At 73.4% G+C, this 22,575-nt stretch carries 23 protein-coding genes, 1 other RNA gene and 1 pseudogene; 20 read left to right on the forward strand and 5 right to left on the reverse strand.

Annotated features, from left to right (window positions below):
- Positions 1 to 4: 4 nt before the first annotated feature.
- The 6 genes from prfB to BLS21_RS06810 all read left to right on the forward strand — a co-directional run bounded on the left by prfB (position 5) and on the right by BLS21_RS06810 (position 5,373).
- On the forward strand, positions 5 to 1,117 hold the full coding sequence (gene prfB / locus BLS21_RS06785) for a peptide chain release factor 2 (protein ID WP_091215558.1): 1,113 nt from the start codon (positions 5 to 7) through the stop codon (positions 1,115 to 1,117).
- A 198-nt stretch (positions 1,118 to 1,315) separates the two neighbouring features.
- A complete protein-coding gene (gene ftsE / locus BLS21_RS06790; protein ID WP_091215560.1) occupies positions 1,316 to 2,005 on the forward strand; it encodes a cell division ATP-binding protein FtsE in 690 nt (229 codons plus the stop codon).
- 47 nt (positions 2,006 to 2,052) lie between these two features.
- Positions 2,053 to 2,937 (forward strand): permease-like cell division protein FtsX, encoded by an 885-nt coding sequence (gene ftsX, locus BLS21_RS06795; RefSeq protein ID WP_091215563.1) that lies wholly within the window; start codon positions 2,053 to 2,055, stop codon positions 2,935 to 2,937.
- A 105-nt stretch (positions 2,938 to 3,042) separates the two neighbouring features.
- Positions 3,043 to 3,519 (forward strand): SsrA-binding protein SmpB, encoded by a 477-nt coding sequence (smpB, locus tag BLS21_RS06800; protein ID WP_091215566.1) that lies wholly within the window; start codon positions 3,043 to 3,045, stop codon positions 3,517 to 3,519.
- Between the two features lie 14 nt (positions 3,520 to 3,533).
- Positions 3,534 to 4,460 (forward strand): NADP-dependent oxidoreductase, encoded by a 927-nt coding sequence (locus BLS21_RS06805; protein ID WP_091216447.1) that lies wholly within the window; start codon positions 3,534 to 3,536, stop codon positions 4,458 to 4,460.
- A 22-nt stretch (positions 4,461 to 4,482) separates the two neighbouring features.
- The gene (locus BLS21_RS06810) at positions 4,483 to 5,373 is read left to right on the forward strand and encodes an amidohydrolase family protein (RefSeq protein ID WP_091215568.1); all 891 of its coding nucleotides are present in this window, start codon (positions 4,483 to 4,485) and stop codon (positions 5,371 to 5,373) included.
- A gap of 153 nt (positions 5,374 to 5,526) precedes the next feature.
- On the opposite strand, the gene BLS21_RS06815 is transcribed toward BLS21_RS06810, so the two are convergent.
- A complete protein-coding gene (locus BLS21_RS06815) occupies positions 5,527 to 5,847 on the reverse strand; it encodes a GYD domain-containing protein (protein ID WP_091215570.1) in 321 nt (106 codons plus the stop codon).
- A gap of 112 nt (positions 5,848 to 5,959) precedes the next feature.
- Here BLS21_RS06815 and BLS21_RS06820 point away from each other — a divergent pair, with 112 nt between their 5' ends.
- The 7 genes from BLS21_RS06820 (at position 5,960) to ssrA (ending at position 12,381) form a co-directional block, all read left to right on the forward strand.
- Positions 5,960 to 6,943, forward strand: a complete 984-nt coding sequence (locus BLS21_RS06820) for a GNAT family N-acetyltransferase (RefSeq protein ID WP_245700121.1) — start codon at positions 5,960 to 5,962, stop codon at positions 6,941 to 6,943.
- Complete coding sequence (locus BLS21_RS06825; protein WP_245700122.1) at positions 6,940 to 7,419, forward strand: protein-tyrosine phosphatase family protein; 480 nt, start codon at positions 6,940 to 6,942, stop codon at positions 7,417 to 7,419. The genes BLS21_RS06820 and BLS21_RS06825 overlap by 4 nt, the downstream gene beginning before the upstream one ends.
- A gap of 29 nt (positions 7,420 to 7,448) precedes the next feature.
- Positions 7,449 to 8,318, forward strand: a complete 870-nt coding sequence (locus tag BLS21_RS06830; protein ID WP_091215575.1) for an SCO6745 family protein — start codon at positions 7,449 to 7,451, stop codon at positions 8,316 to 8,318.
- Positions 8,315 to 8,851 carry a carboxymuconolactone decarboxylase family protein gene (locus tag BLS21_RS06835; RefSeq protein WP_091215578.1) on the forward strand — a complete coding sequence of 179 codons (537 nt, stop codon included), beginning with the start codon at positions 8,315 to 8,317 and terminating at the stop codon, positions 8,849 to 8,851. The genes BLS21_RS06830 and BLS21_RS06835 overlap by 4 nt, the downstream gene beginning before the upstream one ends.
- A gap of 45 nt (positions 8,852 to 8,896) precedes the next feature.
- The gene (locus BLS21_RS06840; RefSeq protein ID WP_091215580.1) at positions 8,897 to 10,513 is read left to right on the forward strand and encodes an SLC13 family permease; all 1,617 of its coding nucleotides are present in this window, start codon (positions 8,897 to 8,899) and stop codon (positions 10,511 to 10,513) included.
- Between the two features lie 272 nt (positions 10,514 to 10,785).
- On the forward strand, positions 10,786 to 11,925 hold the full coding sequence (locus BLS21_RS06845) for a magnesium and cobalt transport protein CorA (RefSeq protein ID WP_091215582.1): 1,140 nt from the start codon (positions 10,786 to 10,788) through the stop codon (positions 11,923 to 11,925).
- 82 nt (positions 11,926 to 12,007) lie between these two features.
- Positions 12,008 to 12,381: a transfer-messenger RNA gene (gene ssrA / locus BLS21_RS06850) on the forward strand.
- A gap of 175 nt (positions 12,382 to 12,556) precedes the next feature.
- Here ssrA and BLS21_RS06855 read toward each other — a convergent pair.
- Both BLS21_RS06855 and BLS21_RS06860 read right to left on the reverse strand, forming a co-directional pair.
- A complete protein-coding gene (locus tag BLS21_RS06855; protein WP_091215585.1) occupies positions 12,557 to 14,011 on the reverse strand; it encodes an FAD-binding oxidoreductase in 1,455 nt (484 codons plus the stop codon).
- Between the two features lie 372 nt (positions 14,012 to 14,383).
- A complete protein-coding gene (locus BLS21_RS06860; RefSeq protein ID WP_091215588.1) occupies positions 14,384 to 14,959 on the reverse strand; it encodes a dihydrofolate reductase family protein in 576 nt (191 codons plus the stop codon).
- 316 nt (positions 14,960 to 15,275) lie between these two features.
- On the opposite strand from BLS21_RS06860, the gene BLS21_RS06865 reads away from it, so the two are divergent.
- Positions 15,276 to 16,898, forward strand: coding sequence for a HAMP domain-containing methyl-accepting chemotaxis protein (locus BLS21_RS06865; RefSeq protein WP_091215591.1), 1,623 nt, complete (start codon positions 15,276 to 15,278; stop codon positions 16,896 to 16,898).
- A 45-nt stretch (positions 16,899 to 16,943) separates the two neighbouring features.
- Here BLS21_RS06865 and BLS21_RS25800 read toward each other — a convergent pair whose 3' ends face one another.
- The gene (locus BLS21_RS25800; RefSeq protein WP_245700190.1) at positions 16,944 to 17,174 is read right to left on the reverse strand and encodes a hypothetical protein; all 231 of its coding nucleotides are present in this window, start codon (positions 17,172 to 17,174) and stop codon (positions 16,944 to 16,946) included.
- A 25-nt stretch (positions 17,175 to 17,199) separates the two neighbouring features.
- On the opposite strand from BLS21_RS25800, the gene BLS21_RS26165 reads away from it, so the two are divergent.
- Positions 17,200 to 17,925, forward strand: a complete 726-nt coding sequence (locus tag BLS21_RS26165) for a hypothetical protein (protein WP_281241915.1) — start codon at positions 17,200 to 17,202, stop codon at positions 17,923 to 17,925.
- A 122-nt stretch (positions 17,926 to 18,047) separates the two neighbouring features.
- On the opposite strand, the pseudogene BLS21_RS26420 reads toward BLS21_RS26165, so the two are convergent.
- Positions 18,048 to 18,110: pseudogene (locus BLS21_RS26420) on the reverse strand (hypothetical protein); the annotation flags it as partial.
- Here BLS21_RS26420 and BLS21_RS25810 point away from each other — a divergent pair.
- From BLS21_RS25810 to BLS21_RS24540, 5 genes are all read left to right on the forward strand, one after another.
- The gene (locus tag BLS21_RS25810) at positions 18,100 to 18,351 is read left to right on the forward strand and encodes a hypothetical protein (RefSeq protein ID WP_245700192.1); all 252 of its coding nucleotides are present in this window, start codon (positions 18,100 to 18,102) and stop codon (positions 18,349 to 18,351) included. The pseudogene BLS21_RS26420 and the gene BLS21_RS25810 overlap by 11 nt on opposite strands.
- A 620-nt stretch (positions 18,352 to 18,971) precedes the next feature.
- Positions 18,972 to 20,369, forward strand: a complete 1,398-nt coding sequence (locus BLS21_RS06875) for a sugar porter family MFS transporter (protein ID WP_091215598.1) — start codon at positions 18,972 to 18,974, stop codon at positions 20,367 to 20,369.
- A gap of 131 nt (positions 20,370 to 20,500) precedes the next feature.
- The gene (locus tag BLS21_RS25065) at positions 20,501 to 20,665 is read left to right on the forward strand and encodes a hypothetical protein (protein ID WP_170856897.1); all 165 of its coding nucleotides are present in this window, start codon (positions 20,501 to 20,503) and stop codon (positions 20,663 to 20,665) included.
- A gap of 79 nt (positions 20,666 to 20,744) precedes the next feature.
- On the forward strand, positions 20,745 to 22,268 hold the full coding sequence (locus BLS21_RS06880) for an adenylate/guanylate cyclase domain-containing protein (protein ID WP_091215601.1): 1,524 nt from the start codon (positions 20,745 to 20,747) through the stop codon (positions 22,266 to 22,268).
- Positions 22,269 to 22,341: 73 nt separating this feature from the next.
- Positions 22,342 to 22,563 carry a hypothetical protein gene (locus tag BLS21_RS24540; RefSeq protein ID WP_139177042.1) on the forward strand — a complete coding sequence of 74 codons (222 nt, stop codon included), beginning with the start codon at positions 22,342 to 22,344 and terminating at the stop codon, positions 22,561 to 22,563.
- Positions 22,564 to 22,575 lie beyond the last annotated feature (12 nt).

A 22,575-nucleotide genomic window follows, 5' to 3' on the forward strand; every position in this document is an offset into this window, starting at 1 on the left:
CGATGTGGCCGCTGACTTCTCCGTCGTCCTGGACGAACTCGACACGACCCTGAGGTCCATCGAGGCGGTCCTCGACGTCGACCGGCTGCGTCGCGAGGTGGCCGAGCTCGAGCAGCAGGCCGCCGCCCCCGACCTCTGGAACGACGTCGAGGCCGCGCAGGCACTGACCTCCAAGCTCTCCTACCTGCAGGGCGACCTGCGCCGGGTCGAGGAGCTGCGCAGCCGGCTCGACGACGTCGGCCTGCTGCACGAGCTCGCGCAGGAGGAGGACGACGCGGCGACCCTGGCCGAGGCCGAGCGGGAGCTGGAGAGCCTGCGCCAGGCGATCGACGAGCTCGAGGTGCGCACCCTGCTCTCGGGCGAGTACGACTCCCGCGAGGCGCTGGTGACCATCCGCTCCGAGGCCGGGGGCGTCGACGCCGCCGACTTCGCCGAGATGCTCATGCGGATGTACCTGCGCTGGGCCGAGCGGCACAAGTACCCCGTCGAGCTCTACGACGTCAGCTACGCGGAGGAGGCCGGCATCAAGTCGGCGACCTTCGCGGTCAAGCAGCCCTACGCCTACGGCACGCTCTCGGTCGAGCAGGGCACCCACCGGCTGGTGCGCATCTCGCCGTTCGACAACCAGGGCCGCCGGCAGACGTCGTTCGCCGGTGTCGAGGTGCTGCCCGTCGTCGAGCAGACCGACCACGTCGACATCCCGGAGAACGAGATCCGCATCGACGTCTTCCGGTCCAGCGGTCCCGGCGGGCAGAGCGTGAACACCACCGACTCCGCCGTCCGGATCACCCACCTGCCGACCGGCATCGTCGTCTCCTGCCAGAACGAGAAGTCCCAGATCCAGAACCGGGCGGCGGCCATGCGCGTCCTGCAGGCGCGGCTGCTGGCCAAGCGGCAGGAGGAGCAGCGGGCCGAGATGGACGCGCTGCGCGGCGAGGGCAGCAGCTGGGGCAACCAGATGCGTTCCTACGTCCTGCACCCGTACCAGATGGTCAAGGACCTGCGCACCGAGCAGGAGACCGGGAACACCTCCGCCGTCCTCGACGGGGACATCGACCCGTTCATCGAGGCCGGCATCCGGTGGCGTCGTCAGCAGGAGGCCGTGCCGTCCAGCTGACGGAGGACCCGTTGGGGCCGGCGAGTTCAGGCGTCCCGTTCGTCACACCCGTCGCACGGCCGGACGGCGGATGCGCCACGCTGGGTGACGGGCGTCCCGGGCCCCGTGCGGAGTTGCTCACGCTCCGTCGGGACGGGACGGCGGCCGACCGCGCGTGACACTCCAGTCTCCCCGGTCGGAGAGGTACCGTGGCCCCTCGTGATCGAACTGCAACACGTCACCAAGCTCTACCCGGCCAGCTCGCGGCCGGCTCTCGAGGACGTGTCGACGGAGATCGACAAGGGCGAGTTCGTCTTCCTCATCGGCTCCTCGGGCTCGGGCAAGTCGACCTTCCTGCGGTTGCTGCTCAAGGAGGACGACCCCACCAAGGGGAACGTCATCGTCAACGGCAAGACGCTCAACACGATGAGCAAGTGGCAGGTGCCCAAGCTCCGCCGCACCATCGGCTGCGTCTTCCAGGACTTCCGCCTGCTGCGCAACCGCACCGTGGCGCAGAACGTGGCGTTCGCGCTGGAGGTCATCAACAAGCCCCAGCGGACCATCAAGCGCGTCGTCCCCGAGGTGCTGGAGATGGTCGGCCTCGAGGGCAAGGCCAACCGGCTGCCCAGCGAGCTGTCCGGTGGCGAGCAGCAGCGCGTCGCCATCGCCCGCGCGTTCGTCAACCGGCCGCTGGTGCTGCTGGCCGACGAGCCCACCGGCAACCTCGACCCGGAGACCAGCGAGGGCATCATGCTGCTGCTGGAGCGCATCAACCGGACCGGGACGACGGTCGTCATGGCGACGCACGACTACCACATCGTGGACTCGATGCGCCGGCGCGTGATCGAGCTCAACGGGGGGGTCCTCACCCGCGACCAGTCGCGCGGTGTCTACGGGGTCGGCCGCTGACCCGGTCGCCCGCTCCTCCACCTGCCTGACCTCACGACAGGGAACCAATGCGCGTCAACTTCGTGCTCTCCGAGGTGGCCACCGGGCTGCGTCGCAACCTGACCATGACGGTCGCGATGATCCTGACCACGGCCATCTCGCTCGGCCTCATGGGCACCGGTCTGCTGATCGCCGGGATGATCTCCGACATGAAGGAGATCTACTACGACAAGGTGCAGGTCTCCATCTTCCTGGCCGACGACGTCACCGACGAGCAGCGGGCGGCCATCGACCAGCAGCTGTCGGGCTCGCCCGAGGTGGCCAACCACATCTACGAGTCCAAGGACGAGGCCTACGCCCGCTTCCAGCAGCAGTTCAGCCAGCAGCCGGAGCTCGTGCAGAACACCCCGCCGGACGCGCTGCCGGAGAGCTTCCGCGTCGAGCTGGTCAACCCCGAGCGCTACTCGGTCATCGCCGCGGAGTTCCCCAACGGGCAGAACGGTGTCGACCAGGTGCGCGACGAGGGCGACTTCCTCGACCGCCTGTTCAGCCTGCTCAACGGCGCCCGCAACGCGACGATCGCCGTCGCCGTCGTCCAGGCGCTCGCGGCGTTGCTGCTGATCTCCAACACGATCCAGCTGGCCGCGTTCAACCGGCGCAACGAGACCAACATCATGCGGCTGGTCGGCGCCTCCCGCTGGTACACCCAGCTGCCGTTCATCCTCGAGGCCGCGCTGGCCGGGCTGATCGGTGCGCTGCTGGCCATCGGCGGGCTGGTCGTCACCAAGATCCTGTTCGTGGACAAGACCCTCGCCGGGCCGATCCGCGCCGGGATCATCCCGCCGGTCGACTGGGGCGCGATCGCCTTCATCAGTCCGGTGATCGCCGCCGCCGGCGTGGGCCTGGCCGCCGTCGCCGCCTACGTCACGCTGCGCCTGTACGTGCGCATCTAGCGGGCCCGTCCTCCCCGCGAGATCTGCACAGCGGCGGCCTTCGGCCCTCCGATGGCCGCCACTGTGCAGATCTCGCCGCCTCCGGGGGCCCAGTAACCTGGGGTCATGCCGCGTGAAGAGGGGCGCAAGCTCATCGCCCAGAACAAGAAGGCGCGGCACGACTACTCGATCCTCGACACCTACGAGGTGGGCCTGGTGCTCACCGGCACCGAGGTGAAGAGCCTGCGTGCCGGCCGTGCCTCGCTCGTCGACGGCTTCGCCACGGTGGACGACGGCGAGGTCTGGCTGCAGCACGTGCACATCCCCGAGTACGCCGAGGGCACGTGGACCAACCACGCCCCGCGGCGCAAGCGCAAGGTGCTCATGCACCGCGCCGAGATCGACAAGCTCATCGGCAAGACCAAGGAGGGCGGCCTGACCCTCGTGCCGCTCGACCTGTACTTCAAGGACGGCAAGGTCAAGGCGACCCTCGCCCTCGCCAAGGGCAAGAAGTCCTACGACAAGCGGCAGGACCTCGCCGAGCGCGACTCGCGCCGGGAGATCCAGCGGGCCTTCGGGCGCTACGTGAAGGGACGGCGGTAGGTGCTGGTGTGCCGATGAGGGGTGTGGCCTACGACCGGTACGGCGGGCCCGAGGTCCTGACCCTCCGCGACGACCTGCCCGACCCCCCGGTGGGCCCCGACACCGTGCTGGTGCGCGTGCACGCCGCCGGCGTCAACCCGGTCGACGTGCTCATCCGCTCCGGTGGGCTGACCGGCGCCTACCCGCACCACCTGCCGATCGTCCCGGGCTGGGACGTCGCCGGGGTCGTCGAGGCCGCCGGCCCCGCGGTCACCGCGTTCGCCGCCGGTGACGAGGTGTTCGGCTACGTCCGCCGGGACGACGTCCAGTGGGGGACGACGGCCGAGCTCGTGCCGGCGCCGCAGCGGTGCCTGGCGCACAAGCCGGAGTCACTGTCCTTCGCCGAGGCGGCGGGGCTGCCGCTGGCCGGGCTGACCGCCTACCAGTCGCTGACCGAGGCGCTCGACGTGCACGAGGGCGAGCGGGTGCTCGTGCACCGCGCGGCCGGTGGCGTCGGCTTCTCCGCCGTCCAGATCGCCGTCGCGCTGGGCGCGCACGTCATCGGCACGGCGAGTCCGCGCAACCACGGCTTCCTGCGGGACGCCGGGGTCGCCGAGGTGCTCGACTACTCGGCCGGGCCGATCAGCGCGCAGCTGTCCGAGCCGGTCGACGCCGTCCTCGACCTGGTCGGCGGCGACACCCTGGCCGACGCGCCGAAGCAGGTCCGCGACCGCGCCCGCATCGCCTCCGTGGTCGACCCGGTGGTCAACGAGATGGGCGGCCGCTACGTCTTCGTCCGTCCCGAGCACGAGCACCTCGAGGAGCTCGGCCGGATGGCCGACGCCGGCCAGCTGCGGGTGCCGATCGCCCGGGCGTTCCCGCTGGAGCAGACCGCCGAGGCGCAGGAGCTGGTCGCGGGCGGGCACGTGCGCGGCAAGGTCGTCGTCACGCTGCGCTCGTGACCACGGGCACGGTCACGCTGCAGTGATCACCCCACCGGTCGACGACGCCGACGTCCCCCGGTACTGGCGCGAGCTGGGCCTGCCCGGGCTGGTCGACGTGCACGTGCACTTCCTGCCCGAGCGGGTGCAGGCCAAGGTCTGGGACTACTTCGCCGCCGCTGAGACCCACTACGGCGCGGCCTGGCCGGTGCACTACCCGCTGGCCGAGGACGAACGGCTGGCGGTGCTCGACCGGCTCGGGGTCCGGGCCTTCCCCACGCTGCCCTACCCGCACAAGGCCGGCATGGCCGCCTGGCTCAACGACTGGTCGGCGCGGTTCGCCGCCGCGCACCCGCGGGTGCTGCAGTCGGCGACCTTCTTCCCCGAGCCGGAGGCGGCGTCCTACGTCGAGGCGGCGCTCGACCGCGGCGTGCGGGTGTTCAAGGTGCACGTCCAGGTGGGCGCCTTCGACCCGCGCGACCCGCTGCTGGACCCGGTGTGGGCGCGGCTGGAGGAGACCGGCACCCCCGTCGTCATCCACTGCGGCTCCGGGCCGCTGCGCGGGGAGCACACGGGGCCGGCGCCGATGACCGGCCTGCTCGAGCGCCACCCGCGGCTGCAGCTGGTCATCGCCCACCTCGGCATGCCCGAGTACGCGGCCTTCCTCGACCTGGCCGAGCGCTACGAGCGGGTGCACCTGGACACCACGATGTTCGCCACCGACTTCACCGAACGGCTCATGCCGTTCGACCCGGCCCTGCGGCCGCGGCTGGGCGCGCTGCGGGACAAGGTGGTGCTCGGCAGCGACTTCCCGTCCATCCCGTACCCGTACGCCCACCAGCTGGCCGCCCTGCACCGGCTGGACCTGGGGGAGGAGTGGCTGCGCGCCGTCCTGTGGCACAACGGCGCCCGGCTGTTCGCGCTGGCGCCCTGACGCCGGGGCGGGTCGCTGCTGTGGCAGGGCCGCGCCCGGCTGGCCGGCGCGGGGCTGTCCTCCCAGCTCGAGACCGACCACGTGCCGCCGGTGTGGCCGGCCCCGGCCCGGCCGGTCACCCGTGCTGCCTGTTCCTGCCCGGCTGGTGACCCCTCAGCGCGGGCCGGCGGGGTAGTCCGGGTGCAGCCGGGCGGCCCGGTCGACCTCCTCGGGCGTCAGCAGGGCGACGGTGCGGACCGACGCGATGCCGCCCCCGGTGATGGTGAGCGACAGCGCCGCGGCGGCCGCGCTGTCGGGCAGCTCGACGATCGCGTAGACGTCGGCGTCCCCGAGCGCGAAGTCGAAGCTCTCCAGCCGCCCCTCCAGGTCGAGGACGGCGTGCTCGAAGGCGCTGCGCCGGGCCGACCCCCCGGCCGCCATCACCGCCCGCGCGCCCTGCGCCTGGTACCGGGCGATGACCAGGAAGCGGGGCACGGGCCCTCCTCTCGGCGGCGTGCGCCGATGCTGACGCGGGTCCGGGCCCGGCCGCAACACCGCCGCGGGAACACGGTCGACCGCGTCGGACGCCGTCCCTACGCTGCGCGGCGTGCTCGACCTCCCCGCGGGCCTCACCGCCCGACCGCTGACCGCCGACGACCTCCCCGCCGCGGCCGGGCTGTTCGCCGCCGCCGAGCCGGTCGACGACACCGGTGAGCACCTGGACGCCGACGACCTCGCCGAGTGGTGGGTGGACGACCTGGTCGACCTGCCGCGCGACAGCCGGGCGGTGTGCACCGACGACGGCGCACTGGTGGCGGTGGCCGTGGTCGTGTCCATGAGCGGGGTCCGCGAGGACCACCGCGTCCTGCTGGATGGTCGGGTGCACCCGGCCTGGCGCGGGCGCGGCATCGGCCGCGCGCTGCTGGACTGGCAGCTGCGCCGCGGCGCGGAGGTGCACCGCCGGGACCACCCCGAGCTGCCGGGCCGGCTCGACGTGTCGGTGTACCCGGGCATGGGGTCCCTGGAGTCGCTGGTCCGCCGTGCCGGCTTCACCGCCGAGCGCTGGTACGCCGACATGGAGCGGCCGCTGACCGGGCTGCCGGAGGCCCCGGCGGTGCCGGGCGTCGAGCTGGTGCCCTTCGCCTGGGACCGGGACGACGAGGTGCGGCGGGCGCACAACGCGGCCTTCACCGACCACCACGGCTCGGCCGAGCGCGACGCGACCACGTGGCGGGCCTGGTTCACCGGCACGCGGGCCTTCCGGCCGGACCTGTCGGTGCTCGCCCTCGTCGACGGGGCGGTGGCCGGCTACGTGCTGACCTCCGTGTACGAGGCCGACACCCGCGCGACCGGCGTCCAGCAGGCCCACCTCGGGCAGCTCGGCGTGCTGCGCCCGGCCCGCGGGCGCGGCATCGCGTCAGCCGCGATCGTCGCGGCGCTGCGCGCGAGCGCCGCCGCCGGCTGCCACACCGCGGGGCTGCAGGTCGACACCGAGAACCCGACCGGGGCGTTCGGGCTGTACCGGCGGCTGGGGTTCACGCGCGTGCGCACCCGCGTCCAGTGGACCTGCACCCGCCTCCCGGGGACGTGAGCTGGGCCGACGGCGCCGGGCTGGTCGAGCTGCCCGGCGGGGCGCGGGTCCGGGGGCGGCGGCTGGGCGCGCCTGCGTCCCCGGCCGACCGGGCGGTCGTGCTCGGCAGCGGCCCGCTGCCGCCGTGGCCCGCGCGCCGGGTCCGCTGGCCGGACTTCTGGATCCCGCTGGACCGCGCCGACACCGTCGCCGCGCTCACCGAGGCGCTGGACCGGGCGCGGGCGGGGGAGCGGGTCGAGGTGGCCTGCCGCGGCGGGGTCGGCCGCACCGGCACCGCGCTGGCCGCGCTCGCCGTCCTGGACGGGCTGCCGGCCGCCGATGCCGTCCGCTGGGTGCGCGAGCGGTACCACCCGCGCGCGGTCGAGACGCCGTGGCAGCGCCGGTGGCTGCGCTCGCTCGGCCGGCACGCCGGCCCCCGTCCCGGGTCCCGCCCTGAGCCTGCGAACGGTGGGGAGGACGGGGCCCTTCCACGGTGAGCAGGACGGGGTCTTCTAGGGTCCGGCGCATGGTCAGCGCCGATCCAGCCGCCCCCGACGTCGCCCGCGCACACCGCGCCGTCGAGCCGCTGCACAACCACGTCTACTTCTCGCCCGAGCAGGACGGGTACCTGACCGCGGTCGGGCTGCGCCCGGGCCGGATGTGCTACTTCGCCGGGCGCGCGGCCGCGATGGGCGCGGTCGGTCCCGGCACGGTGACGGCGACCTTCGTCAACTTCGCCCCCGCGCTCGTGGCCCGGCACGTGCCGCGCGCCTGGACCCTCGCCGCTCCGGAGCAGGTGCTCACCGCCCGCCTCGACGGCGCCCGCGCCTCGCTGACCCGGCTGCTCGGGGGTGCGGACGCCGCAGCCGCGCCGGAGGTGGCCGAGCTCGCCGACCTGCTGCGGGAGGCCTGCACCGCGCTCACCCCCGAGGGCCGCCCGCTGTACGCCGCGCACGCCGACCAGCCCTGGCCGGAGGAGCCGGTGCTGTCGCTGTGGCACGGCGCCACGCTCCTGCGCGAGCACCGCGGCGACGGGCACGTCGCCTGCCTGCTGCGGGCGGGGCTCACCGGCCTCGAGTCGCTGGTCACCCACACGCTGACCGGCCGCGGTTTCACCGAGGCCGCGGCCAAGGCCACCCGCGGCTGGAGCGACGAGGAGTGGGCCGCGGCCGCCGACGGGCTGGCGGCGCGGGGCCTGGTGGCCGACGGCGCGCTGACCGAGGCCGGGGTCGCGCTGCGCGCCGAGATCGAGGCCGGCACCGACGAGCTCTCCGCGGCGCCCTGGGTGCACCTGGGCCCGGAGCGGACCACCCGCGTGGTCGAGCTGGGCCGCGGCCTGTCGGCGCGGCTGGTGGCGGCCGGCGCCTACCCGGCCGGCGTCCTCGCCGCCCGGTGAACGAGCCCCGTGTCCCGGGGGCGGACGACGACGGGCCGACGGCGGAGCTGCTGCGCGCCCGCCGCGGCGGCGAGCTCTCCGCGCTGGACCGGTTGCTGCTGCACAGCCCGCCGGTCGCGGAGGGCTGGAACGCGCTGCTCGGCGCGCTGCGCGGGGCGACGACGCTGCCGGCCGACCTGCGCGAGCTGGTGGTGCTGCGGGTGGCGGTGCTCAACGACGCCGCGTTCGAGTGGGTGTCGCACGAGCCGATCGCCCGCCGCGCCGGTCTGGCCGAGCTGCAGCTGCAGGTGCTGCGCCGTCCCGACGCCGCGGCCGAGCCGGTGTGGACGCCGCTGCAGGCCGCCGTCCTCGCCTTCACCGACGCCTCGACGCGCGACGTCGCCGTCCCCGAGGAGGTGTTCGCCGGCGTCCGGGAGCACCTCGACGACCGGCAGGTCGTGGAGCTGACCGCGCTGGTGGGCGGCTACGCGATGGTGTCGCGCTTCCTCGTCGCGCTGGCCGTGCCGCCGCCGGACGGAGAGGTTCCCGGCTGAGCCGAGCCTCCCTATGGTCGAGGTCCCAGTCCAGGGGAGGGCGTCATGACCGCGACCGAACGGCAGCAGGGGTCCGGACGGCGGACCGACGTCGACGCCGCGTTCCGCGGGTCGGCCACCTACCGCAGCCTCGGTGAGCAGCGGCTCAGCCCGGCGGAGGAGCGCTTCGAGAAGGGACGCCGCACGGTCGGGCTGTTCCTCGCCCCGGTCGTGACGATCGTCTTCGCGCTGCTGCCGCTGGACCTGCCGCGCGACCAGCACCTGCTCGCCGCGGTGCTCCTCGGCGTCATCGTCCTGTGGATCACCGAGCCGGTGCCCATCCCGATCGGCGGGCTGATCGGCGTCGGGGCCATCGCCGTCCTCGGTGTGGTGCCCGCCGACGACGCCGTCGGCCCGCTCGGCTCGACGACGGTGTTCACCTTCATCGGCGCGTTCATCCTGGCCGCCGCGATGCTCAAGCACGGCGTCGCGCGGCGGTTCGCGATGGCGATCCTGTCGATGCGGTGGGTCGGCGGCTCCACCGCGCGGGTGGTCATCGCCTTCGGGCTCATCACCTGCCTGCTGTCGGCGTTCGTCTCCAACACCGCCACGGTCGCGATGCTGCTGCCGACGGCGATCGGCATCCTCTCGGTGATCGCCAAGCTGCTGCAGGACAAGGAGCTGGTGGCGCCGGACTTCGACCCGCTGCGGCTGCGGGTGGGCGTCGCGCTGATGCTGATGCTGGCCTACGGGGCGAGCGTCGGCGGGCTGATCACCCCGGTCGGCACCCCGCCGAACCTCATCGGCCGCGGGCTGATCGAGGAGGCGACGGGGGAGCGCATCGGGTTCCTCGACTGGATGCTCATGGCGCTGCCGATCTGCGCGCTGATGTTCGTGGCGCTGGCCGCCGTCCTGCTGCTGCTCAACCGGCCGGAGATCAAGCGGATCGAGGGCGTGCACGAGTACGTGCAGCACGAGCGCGCCGAGCTCGGACCGGTCACGCAGGCGGAGAAGAACACGCTGGTCGCCTTCGGGATCACCGTGGCGCTGTGGATCTTCCCCGGCGTCATCGCGCTGACCGCGGGCACCGACTCGGCGCTCTACACGACGATCGGCGACCGGCTCGACGAGGGCATCGTCGCCGTCCTCGGGGCCTCGCTGCTGTTCCTGCTGCCCACCGACTGGGGGCGCCGCGAGTTCACGCTGAACTGGTCGGACGCGGCGAAGATCGACTGGGGCACGATCCTGCTCTTCGGCACCGGGATCATCTTCGGCTCGCTGCTGGCCGACACCGGCCTGGCCGAGACCATCGGCAACGGCTCGGCCGACCTGCTCGGGCTGACCAACACCTTCGCCATCACCGTGTTCGCGGTGCTGCTGGCGATCGTGATCTCCGAGACGACCTCGAACACCGCCTCGGCCGCAGTCGTCGTGCCGATCATCATCCCGGTGGCCGTGGCGGCGGGGATCAACCCGTTCGTGCCGGCGCTGGCGGCGACCTTCGCGGCGTCCTTCGGGTTCATGCTGCCGGTGTCGACACCGCAGAACGCGATCGTCTACGGCTCCGGCGTCGTGCCGATCACCAAGATGATCCGGTCGGGCATCTCCTTCGACGTCCTCGGCGCCCTGCTGATCGTCGTGCTGCTCCCGGTGCTGATCGACCTGGTGCTGGGCGTCGGCTGACCGTCGTGTGACGTTCACCCGACCGGGGGAGCCGGGTGGACAGCGCGTGTCACGATGGACGACGGCCCGCTCGAGCGGGCCGACCCACGGACGACGGGAGGTGCTGTGCCATGCGCAGTGAACCGCCCAGTACCGGCACCGGGGGTCGCACCAGCTGGTGAAGGACCCCGCTGCCCCGCCGCTCGCGAGCTCGCGGCGGGACCTGCAGCGGGCCGCCAGGGATGCGGACCCCCGACGAGTCCCCCGCTCCAGCGCCTCCCCGGGAGTCCGCCGTGGTCGACCGCCGTCGTGCGTCCCTCACCGCCCTGTCCACCCTGGCCCGCCGGCCGCGCCCCGAACTGACCCTCGCGCCCGCGCCGCAGCCCCCGGCTCCGGTCGCGTCGCAGCGGCAGTCGCTGATCGTCGACAACGCCGTCTACTCGTCGGGACGGCGGGTGGCGACGCCGGACAGCGTCGCCGAGAGCCACGAGTGGCTGGTCGAGGACCCCGACCGCCTGGTGTGGCTGGGCCTCTACCGGCCCGAGCCGGGCGAGCTCGGGGAGCTGGCCGAGCAGTACGACCTGCCCGAGCTGGCGGTCGAGGACGCGATCAAGGCCCACCAGCGGCCGAAGTTCGAGCGCTACGGGGACACGCTGTTCGTCGTCCTCAAGGCCGCTCGGTACCTCGACGCGACCGAGGAGGTGGAGTTCGGCGAGCTGCACCTGTTCCTGGGCCGGAACTTCGCCATCACCGTGCGGCACAGCGAGTCCCCGGACCTCTCCCGGGTGCGCCGGCGGCTGGAGAGCGAGCCGGCGCTGCTGGAGAAGGGCAGCGAGGCGGTGCTGTACGCGATCCTCGACGCCGTCGTCGACGGGTACTCGCCGGTGGTCGCGGGGCTGGCCACGGACATCGACGAGATCGAGACCGAGGTCTTCCGCGGCGACCCCGGCGTCTCGCGGCGCATCTACGAGCTCTCGCAGGAGGTGCTGGAGTTCCAGCGCGCCGCGCAGCCGCTCACCGGCATCCTCGACGCGATCGCCGCCGGCTTCGACAAGTACGGCGTCGACGAGGACCTGCGCAGCTACCTGCGCGACGTCGCCGACCACGTCACCTCGGTCACCGAGCGGGTGGAGGCCTTCCGGCTGCAGCTGCGCGACATCCTCACCGTGAACGCGACGCTGGTGGCGCAGCGGCAGAACGAGGAGATCCGCGAGCTCACCGAGGCCTCGATCGCGCAGGGCGAGGAGGTCAAGAAGATCTCCGCGTGGGCGGCCATCCTCTTCGCGCCGACGCTGGTCGGGACGGTGTACGGGATGAACTTCGACGACATGCCCGAGCTGCACTGGTCGTTCGGCTACCCCATGGCGCTGCTGGCGATGATCGGGGTCAGCCTGGCGCTGTACGCCGTCTTCAAGCGCCGCGGCTGGATCTGAGGGAGGAGCGCCGGGGCGAGGCCGGTGCGGCGCGGGAACAACCCGCCGGCGGGTGCCGTTACGCTGTCTGCACAACTACACAGGGGGTGAATGGTCTCGACTGCGGTCGGATGACCAGGGGAAGCGAGCCGAGGAAGCCGACGATGAGCTCGTTAACCACGCGTCGGAAACAACACAAGCGCCGACTCCAGTCAGCGCGAGTTCGCCCTCGCTGCCTAAGTAGCGGAGCGACTCTGTCAGCCCGGGTTCGTCATCGGCCCGGATCCTGGCATCAGCTAGATGACTGACCGTGCGTGCCGGTCGCGGGCGCGCGCGGGACACCAAACAGCGACTGGGCCCGTCACATCGACTCGTCCGTGAGATCGATGGGGTCGAGCAGAGACACAGCGGACTGCGCTCGGAGAAGCCCTGGTGATGCGTCGTAGGACGCGGGTTCGATTCCCGCCACCTCCACCCCGCAGTTCTCCCCGAGAACCTGGCAACTCCTCCCTCGGGACCCAGGGTCGGGGAGAACTCGCCGCTCAACCACGTGGGGCCCGGTCGGACGACCGGGCCCCACGTGTCTTCCCCTGCTCCGGGGGTGCGGTTCCTCCCTCGGCTGTTCGGGCTCGAGGCCGACCCGGCGGCGGAGTCAGCGCGTGGTCTTGTCGGCTTGCGTCGGGGTCGCCTCGCGGGGGGTCGGGATGTCCGCCGCGGCAGGCGGGACGTTGGGGTTGTGGTGGAACACGTTGTCCGGGTCCCACTCGTCCTTGAGGGCGGCCAGTCGGCGGTACTTGTCCTCCCCGTACGAGACACGCACCCGCCGCTCCTCCGTGTCGGTCTCGAAGTTGAGGTAAGCCCCCTCGCCGGAGGCGTACGGCCGTAGCGCCTGCCACAGGTCGCGGACCCAGGCGCGGTCGGCGGCGTAGCTCTCCTCGTCCCAGGCGAGGCCCAGCAGGGCCGCCGCCCACCGTGCGCTGCGGGGGCTGCCCCAAGCGGTGGAATCGTCGGGGATCTCGGAGTAGCGGCCGCGCAGCGTGAACATCGGCACCTCGGACATCGGCGAGCGCCGGCGCGGCAGCCGGTCGAGCAGGATCGCGATCGCCTCGTCCGGCAGGTCGTCGAAGTTCAGGCTCTTGGCGTAGCCGTGTATCCCCCACGGTTCGGCGTCGTCGAGCATCTGCTGCAACGCCACGTACGGCAGGGAGGTGACCAGCTCGAACAGCGGCGCCCGTGCCCGCAGCGGTGCCACCGCGGCGGCGTGCTCCTCGGCGTTGCCCCAGTTCGCTATCAGCACGGTGATGCCGGGCGTGCCGCGGTGCTGCTCGGGGACGAAGGGCTCGGGCGGAGCGGACGACGCCGCCACCACCGCCCCCATGCTCTCCGGGAGGTCGAACAGGTACTCCCGGGCGAAGGCCAGCTGCTCGGCGGCGTCGGCGACGGGCCAGAAGAACAGCCCGAGGTCGGCCATCGGGGCGACCTCGTGCAGGTCGAACACCAGTTCGGTCACGACTCCGAAGTTGGTGCCGGCCCCGCGCAGGGCCCACATGAGATCGGGTTCGGCCTGGTCGGTGACGGTCACGGTCCGGCCGTCGGCGGTGACCAGCGTGGCCGCGACCAGGTTGTCGCAGGCCAGGCCCTGCTGGGACGTCAGCCAGCCCAAGCCACCGCTGAGGGTGAGCCCGGCGACGCCGGTGTGACTGACCGTGCCGCCGACGACCGCGAGGCCGTGCGGGGCGGTCGCGGCGTCGACGGCGGCCCACGATGCCCCGCCGCCGACGTGCGCTCGCCGCGCCTCCACGTCCAGCCGGACACCGTTCATCCGCGACAGGTCGACCATCACCGCGCCCTGTTCGACGCAGCTGCCCGCCGCGCTGTGCCCGCCACCTCGCACGGTCACGTCCGTCCCGGTTTCCCGGGCGAGGGCGAGCGTCGCGGCCACGTCCTCGGTCGAGGTGGGGCGGACGATGAGTGCCGGCTGGTGGGTGATCGCCCCGTTCCAGACGGCTGCGGCTCGTGCTTCGGCGAACCCGGCGTCGGCCGGCCGCAGCACCTCTCCCGGGAAGGTCTGGAGGAAGCGGGTGACGGAGGAGTCGTCGAGAGGCATCTCAGCCCCCTCTGCGTGGGTGTCGCTCGGGACGAGAACCGCTGACAGCAAGAAGAAAGTCTGGTAAGAGCAGCCGCCGTCCGGTACCCGTGCGGCTGCCCGCGGAGGTCTGCCGCCGCGCCTCCGGCGCGTGGTCACGCGGGGCATGTGCCCGGTGATGCCCGGCCACCGCACGGGGGGGGCGCACAGGGATCATCCATCGACGGCGGCTGACAGTCGCACGGTGAGCGGGGTCACGACGAGAGCCGGGAACGGTGGCCTCGGTCAGTCTCGGGGAGCACCCCACCCCGAGGTCGTCGTCTCGTGTGGTCTCCGGCGGCTCGGGCGACGACCCGCGGGTGCGGTCGAGCGCGCTGGGGCGGCTGTGCTCCCTCAGCGAGGTCGCGAGTAGTACAGGACGGTGTTGCCGCCCGGGAAGGTCTGCACGTGGTTCAGCTCGAAACGCGTGGGGCTGAAATGTGTACCGAAGGCCGTCCGGCCCGCCCCGGCCACGACCGGGTAGAGCTTGACGACCAGGCGATCGATCTCGGCGAGGAGTTCACCCGCCAGTTGCCCACCACCGGCGAGGTAGACGTCGAGCCCGGTGTCCTCCTGCTTGAGCGCGCGCACGGCTCCGACCGGGTCGTCGCGCACGATGGTCACGTGTGGGTCGCTCGACTCGAGCGTGCGGGAGACCACCACTTGGCGGAGGTGGGCGTACGGGCTGGTGATGCCGAGCCGGAGGGCGGGGTCGTAGGTGCGCCGGCCCATGATGACGGTGTCGAAGCGCCGGTTGGGCGCCGTGTCGATGCCCAGTCCTCGACGGAAGTGCGTGGGCAGCGCGTCGGCGAACTCCGTGGTCATCCACTCCTGGTACGGCTCCGACGTCGGGTAGAAGTCGGTCTGGTCATCGGGCCCGGCGATGAAGCCGTCGAGGGAGACCCCGATGTAGTAGACGAGTTCTCGCACGCGTCTCCTCCCACGGAACTGGGGCCGGCCTGCGGCGCGGTGCGCCCGCCACGCCATCGGCCACGGCGGTCGCGGACGTGTCCAGGGTCGCTGCACCGCCTCGGCCTGTGAAGGGTCGTCCCGTACCGAGGCACCGTCTGTCGGGTCCGCTGGTCCTCCGGGGGTCCGTCGTCCGCGTCCGCTGTGGTCTTCGTCCCGTCCGCCGCTCGCCGGCTCGGCTCAACACGGCCGTCGGGCCGGCCGATCGTCCGAACCGGGCGTACCTCGTCCTCCGGGTCACCTGCCCGTTCGGTCCACTGCCTGGAGTCCACCAGTCATGAGTCTGCTCGGTCGTCTGCGCACCGGGCCGCGGCTGTTCGCGGCGTTCCTGACCGTCTTCGCCCTCTCCGCACTGGCCACCGTCGTGGGCCTGGTGGGTCTCAGCAAGCAGCACGCCGCGGCCGTCGAGGCCGACCACCTGCGCGTCCTCGTCGAGGAGATGGACAAGTCCACCTACTACACGTCCGACATCGGCGCCTACGAGATGGGCGTCGGCATGGACGCCTACTACCTCGGCCCGGTCCAGGCGATCGCGCCGGATGCCCCCAACAGGGCCGGTCTCCTGGCGAGCGTGTCGGCGGCCGAGGAGTTCCTCGCCTCGGTGCACACCGAGTGGATGACGCCGGCCGAGCGGGCCGACTTCGAGGTCCTGCAGGAGAAGTGGCGGGGCTACCTGGCGACCGCCGACCAGCAGGCGGCGATCCTCTCCAGCGGCGCTCCGGACGCCGCGCGTCAGGTCAGCGCATGGCTCAACGACGGCGAGAACGGCCAGTTCGCGGCGTACCTGGAGCTCACCGACATCTCGACCAAGATGGTCACCGAGGTGCAGGAGCGGGCCGCGCGGACGGCGGCCGACGCGGCGTCCTCGGCGCAGGCCTACCGCACCGCCACGCTCGTCACGCTCGGCCTGGCGCTGCTCGCGGCCCTGGCGCTCGCGCGCGCCGTCCAGCTGTCGGTCACCCGTCCGCTGCAGCGTTGCGTCGAGGCGCTGCGGGCGCTGGGCCGCAAGGACCTCTCGACCCGGCTCGACCTCCGTTCGCGCGACGAGATGGGCGACATGGCCCGCGCGCTGGACGAGGCGACCGGCGGCATGCGCACGGCGGTCGCCGACATCGACGACGGCGTCCGGACCCTGACCACCGCCTCGACCGGCCTGTCGGAGGTCGCCGTCCGGCTCTCCAGCTCCGCGGCGCAGGTCGCCGACCGCGCCCAGGGCTCGGCCGCCGCCGCGACCGAGGTCACCTCGCACGTGCAGAGCACCGCGAGCGGTGCGGAGGAGATGAGCGCGTCCATCCAGGAGATCGCGGTCAACGCCCAGCAGGCGGCGCAGGTCGCCGCCTCAGCCGTCGAGACGGCGCGCGCCGCGAGCGTGACGGTGACCAAGCTCGGCGGCTCCTCGACCGAGATCGGCAACGTGCTGAAGGTGATCGCCTCGATCGCCGAGCAGACCAACCTGCTGGCGCTGAACGCGACCATCGAGGCGGCCCGCGCGGGCGAGGCCGGCAAGGGCTTCGCCGTCGTCGCCAACGAGGTCAAGGAGCTCGCCCAGGAGACGGCCCGGGCCACCGAGGACATCGCCCGCCGCGTCGAGGCCATCCAGGCCGACACCGGGCAGGCCACGGAGGCGATCACGAGCATCAGCTCGGTCATCGACCGGATCAACGACTACCAGTCGGCGATCGCCGCGGCGGTGGAGGAGCAGACCGCCACGACGCAGGAGATGAGCCGCAGCGTCGCGGAGGTGGCCGGCGGCGCGGCCACCATCTCGACGACCGTGGGCGGGCTGGCCTCTGCGGCGGATGCGGCACAGGGCGAGGCGGCGAGCACGCAGCAGGCGTCCGACGAGCTGGCCTCGCTCGCGCGGCAGCTGCGCGCGCTGGTGGGGCAGTTCACCGTCTGACCGGCGCCCGGCCCGGCTGGGCAGTCCGGCGCAGCGGCGCCGAGGTCAGTCGGCGCAGGCCAGCCGGGCGGCGTCGCCGGCCCCGATGACCACGGTGACCCGCTCGACGTCACCCACCTGCGCGGCGCCGGTCAGGCCCAGCGCGTCGGCGAGCGCCGTCGCGACCTCGGCCTGACCCTCCGGGTACAGGACGCCGGAGGTGGTGTCCTGCGTGGCGCTGACGGCGCCGACCGTGCCGCCCGCCTCCGCCACCCGGGCGCCGACGGCGGTCGACACCGAGGGGTCCGCGGAGCCGTCGCGGATGTCGACCGTGCCGAGCGATGCGACCGTCGGGGTCCCGCACCCGGGCGTCGTGGTCTGCGGTGTCGTCGTGGGTGGGGTCGTCGTGGGTGGGGTCGTCGACGGCGGTGTGCTGGTGGTCGGCGGCGTCGTCGTGACCGGTGGCGTGGAGGTCGGCGGTGTCGTCGTCGTGGCCGGTGGCGTGCTCGGCGGCGGCGTCGTGGCCGGTGGCGTGGTGGTCGGCGGTGTCGTCGTCGGCGGTGTGCTGGTGGTCGGTGGCGTCGTCGTGGCCGGTGGCGTGGAGGTCGGCGGTGTCGTCGTCGGGGCCGGGGGCGTGCTCGGCGGCGTCGTCGTGGCCGGTGGCGTGGTGGTCGGCGGTGTCGTCGTCGGCGGTGTGCTGGTGGTCGGCGGTGTGCTGGTGGTCGGCGGCGTGCTAGTGGTCGGTGGCGTCGTGACCGGCGGGGTCGTGCTCGGTGGCGTCGTCGACGGCGGCGTGGTGGTCGACGGCGGCGCGGTGACGGTCGGCGGCGCGGTGGTCGACGGCGGCGTCGTCGTCGACGGCGTCGACGTCGGCCGGGGGCTCGGCGGCGGCGCGGCGGACGACGACGGGCTCACGGTCGGCTCCACTGCCGGCGGCGGCCCCGGGTTGGCCGGCGGCTCCGACGGCGGGGGCACCGGGTCGGTCGGCACGGTGGGTGTCGGCGTCCCGGCGTACTGGGCGGCGAGGGTCAGGACCGTCGCCACGTAGCTGTCGGAATGGTTGTAGGCGAAGACGGCGCGCCGCTGCCCGCTGACGGTGGTGAGGTCCCCACCGGCGGCGCACAGGTACCGCGCGGTCGCGCGAGCGGCGTCCTGGATGTCGAAGGGGTCGCTGTTCCCGTCGCCGTCCCCGTCGCTGGCGTAGCGCGCCCAGGTGGACGGGATGAACTGCATCGGGCCGACGGCGCGGTCGTGGACGGAGTCGCCGTCGAGACGTCCGCCGTCGGTGTCGCGGATCAGCGCCGTGCCGTTCCCGTCCAGCGGGATCCCGATGATCCGGGGCGTCGACCGCCCGTCGGTCTGCAGCACCGCTCCGGCGAAGCGGCCGTGGTTGGACTCGACCCGGCCGATGGCGGCGACCAGCGACCAGCTGACGCCGCAGTCCGCGGGTGCGGCCGCCGCGGCGGAGTCGTAGGCCGCCCGGGCGACCGACGGGATCCCGCCGGCTGCCAGTCCCGACGCGGCCGCCGCCGCGCTCGACGACGGGGACGACGCTGACGACGACGCAGGCGACGCAGGCGACGCGGGCGTGTCCGGAGCGGCGTACGGGGTGGAGGCGGAACTGCCCGCCGGCTGGGGGGACGTGTCGACGCCGGCCGGCGGCGGGTCCTGGTGGGTGCTCGCGGCCGGCCGACCGGCGTCGGCCACCTGCGAGCTCGCCACCAGGGTGGCGGCGGCGACCACCACGGCCGCGCCCTGCCACAGGCCCGACCCGTGCCGGTGCCTCCGCCCGGGCCTGGACTCCTCCGACATGTGACCGTCCCCCACGACCTGACCTCTTCTGGCGCAGGCCAGTCTCCCCCGGTTCCCCGTGCTCCGCGCCCGCCAATCCGGGGGGTCGGGGTCGACGTGCCGCCCGCTCGCCCGCCGGACGGCGAGTCGCGGACGACGCGCCGGGGGAGCGGACCGGGCGGTGCCGTACGCCCCTTGCCCGTCGCCGGGACCGGTCCCTACCGTGCCCCCGACGGGCCGCCGGGACGACGGTTCTGACCTCGTGAAGGACATCCCGATCCCGAGGCGTGAGGGAGCCCCCCGATGAACCCCCTCGTGGTGCGCAGCGCGATCGTGGCTGCCCTGGGCGGCCTGCTGTTCGGCTTCGAGACCGCGGTCATCTCCGGCACCACCGAGGACCTCGAGCGGGTCTACGACATCGGCGGGTTCTGGCTCGGCTTCACCGTCGCGACGGCGCTGCTCGGCACCATCGTCGGCGCGCTGATCGCCGGGAAGCCGGCGGACCGCTACGGCCGCAAGAAGGTGCTGTTCGGGATCGGCGTCCTCTTCGTCGTCGGCGCTCTGGGCACCGGCCTGGTCACGAACCTCTGGTTGTTCATGTTCTTCCGGTTCGTCGGCGGCATCGGCGTGGGCGTGGCCTCGGTGGTCGCGCCGATCTACACCGCCGAGGTCGCCCCGCCGAAGTACCGCGGCCGGCTGGTCGGGCTGGTGCAGTTCAACATCGTGCTCGGCATCCTGCTGGCGTACCTGTCCAACTACATCCTGGCCAGCACGCTGCCCGGCGACATCGCCTGGCGCTGGATGTTCATGGTCATGGCCCTGCCGGCGGCGGTCTTCTTCCTGCTGCTGTTCACCACGCCGGAGACGCCGCGCTGGCTGTACATGGTGGGCCGCCGGGGAGAGGCCGTGGAGACGATCCACCGGCTCACGAACTCCCGGGACGAGGCCGAGTTCGAGATCCGGGAGATCGAGCAGACGCTCGCCAACGACGCCGAGGCAGCCCGGGCGCCGTTCTTCGTGCGGCAGAACCGCAAGGTCATCCTGCTGGCGGTCGCCATCGCCGCGTTCAACCAGCTGTCGGGGATCAACGCGATCCTCTACTACGCGAACGACATCTTCCGGATGGCCGGCGCCGGCGACAACTCCGCCGCGCTGCAGAGCGTCGTCGTCGGGGTGGTCAACCTGGTGACGACGATGGCGGCGCTGACGGTCATCGACAAGATCGGCCGCCGGCGGCTGATGCTCATCGGCTCGATCGGCTACCTGGTCAGCCTGGGCGCGCTGGCGGTGGTGTTCACCGTGTACGACGGGCAGTTCACGGGCGCCTCGAGCGTGATGGTGCTGGCGGCACTGGTGGTCTTCATCGCCGCGCACGCCTTCGGTCAGGGCTCGGTGATCTGGGTCTTCATCTCCGAGATCTTCCCCAACCGGATCCGGGCCCGCGGCCAGTCGCTGGGCAGCCTGACGCACTGGGTGTTCGCGGCGGTCGTGTCCTGGACCTTCCCCGGGATCGCCGCGGCGCTCGGCGGCGGCGCGGCGTTCGCCCTCTTCTTCGTCTGCATGGTCGGTCAGCTCGTCTGGGTGCTGAAGGTGATGCCGGAGACGAAGAACGTGCCGCTGGAGGAGATGGAGCAGAACCTCGGCATCCAGCTCAGCGCCGAGGACGTCGCCGCCGCGCGCTCGGGGCCGAGGGGTCACTGACCGCCCCGCCCGTCCGGGTGGTCCGCGGCGGCGGTGCGCCGTCCACCCCCTCGGGGTGACATCCGTGTTGCACGACTGGATCCCTGCCCCGTCGGTGCCGACCGTCCCGGCAACCGATGGAAGGAGCCGTCATGCGGAACATGGCGTGCAGGGCCGTGGCCCAGGCCTCGCTGGTGGCGACGACGGCCTCGCTGGACGACGAGCAGGCGTGGCCGTTGCTGCTGGTCGCCGGCTGGCTGACCACCGCGGCTGACCTGGTGCAGCAGGCCGACGCCCTGGAGGCCGTCCTCGTCTGAGGCCCCGCCTGCGGGGAGGGGGGCGCGCCTCGGTGACCATGGGGGCCGTGCGCGACCACCCGGCCCCCGCATCCGGTCCATGAGGGGCGTCCCCGCCGCCCGTCGTCTCGACGCGGCGCTCGAGTGGGCGCCGACCGGGCGGCGCGCGGTGCCGGTGCTCGTGGTGCTGGTCGTCGTCGCCAACCTCGTCGGCGTCGGCACCGTCGGGCTGCTGCTGCTCGGCCTGTCCGCCGGCGCGCACGACCCCGCCGGGGGCCGCGCCGTCATCGCGCTGACCGCGCTGGCCTACCTCGCCGTCGCGCTGCCGCTCGGCGTCCTGGTCGGGCTGCGGTGGCAGCGGCCGACCGCGGCCTGGCTCAGCGCCGGCCGCCGTCCCACTCCGGTGGAGGCCGGCCACGCGTTGCGGCTGCCCGTCGACATCGCCCGGGTCGCCGCGGTCACGTGGCTCGGCGGCGCGCTGCTGGTCGGCGTCGTCGGCGCCGTCGTCTCCCCGTTCCCGCTGGTCGGCGTGCGCATCACCCTGGCCGCGCTGCTCGGTGGCGTGGTGGCCGCCGGCGTCAGCTACCTGCTCGCGCTGCGGATGGGTCGCCACGTCACCGCCCGGGCGCTCCAGGCCCACCCGCCGACGGGCGCGCTGGGCCTCGGTGTCCGCCCGCGGCTGCTGCTCACCTGGGGGCTGACCAGCGGCGTCCCCCTGCTCGGTCTGGTCCTGCTGTTCCTCGACCCGAGCAACCCCGAGGGGCCCAACGAGGCCGCGGTCGTCTTCCTCACCGTCGTCGCCCTGCTCGTCGGACTGCTCGCCACCCTGCTGACCGGCCGCTCGGTCGGCGCGCCGCTGCGCGACCTGCGCCGCGCGGTGCAGCGGGTCGGCGCGGGGGACCACGACGTCCGCGTGCCGGTCGACGACGCCGGCGAGATCGGGCTGCTGCAGGAGGGCGTCAACACGATGGTCGCCGGCCTCGCCGAGCGCGAGCGGCTGCGCGACCTGTTCGGTCGCCACGTGGGGACGACGGTCGCCCAGCAGGCCATGGTCACCGGGGTCTCGCTCGGCGGCGAGCTGCGCACGGTCGCCGCGCTCTTCGTCGACATCGCCGGCTCCACCTCGCTGGTGCTGCGCACCGGGCCCGAGCAGATGGTGGGGCTGCTCAACCGCTTCTTCGCCGTGGTCGTCGAGACCGTCGAGAGCGAGGGCGGACTGGTCAACAAGTTCGAGGGGGACGCCGTCCTGTCCGTCTTCGGCGCTCCCGCCGACCACCCCGACCCGGCCGGCGCGGCCCTGCGCGCGGCCCGGCGGATCGCGGCCGCCGTCCGGGCCGCCGGCGAGCTCGACCTCGGTGTCGGGGTGGCCTGCGGTCCGGTGTGGGCCGGTCAGGTCGGGGCCGCCAGCCGGCTGGAGTACACGGTCATCGGCGACCCGGTGAACGAGGCGGCCCGGCTCACCGACCTGGCCAAGGACGTGCCCGGGCGGGTGGTGGCCAGCGAGGACGCCGTGCGCGACGCCGGCGCGGGGGAGGGGCGGCACTGGGAGCCCGGCGCCGTAGCCGAACTCCGCGGCCGCCACCGGCCCACGCGGACCTGGGTGCTCCGCGCCGACCGACCCTGAGCTCCGCGCCCTTCTGCACCTCCACGTCGTTCTGACCTGGCCTTCTCATTTGCAGTCCTACGCAGTCGAACGCGTGGACGACGGGATGCAGGCCGGCACGCTGAGTGCTGCTGCGGCGCTGCTCTGCCACGTGGGCGCCCGGCTGGTCCCAGCCCCACCACGACATCGCCCGGGTGTGGTCGATCGCCAGGTCCAGGTCGTGCGCGTGGCAGGCGCGCGCAGCGTCGTCGGGTGCGAGATCGAGCAGGTCGGGAGCGGTCTCCTCGTCCACGGCCTGGTGATGCGCTCCGAGTGATCCGTGGAGGTC

Source organism: Geodermatophilus siccatus, assembly GCF_900103785.1.
Taxonomy (GTDB): domain Bacteria; phylum Actinomycetota; class Actinomycetes; order Mycobacteriales; family Geodermatophilaceae; genus Geodermatophilus; species Geodermatophilus siccatus.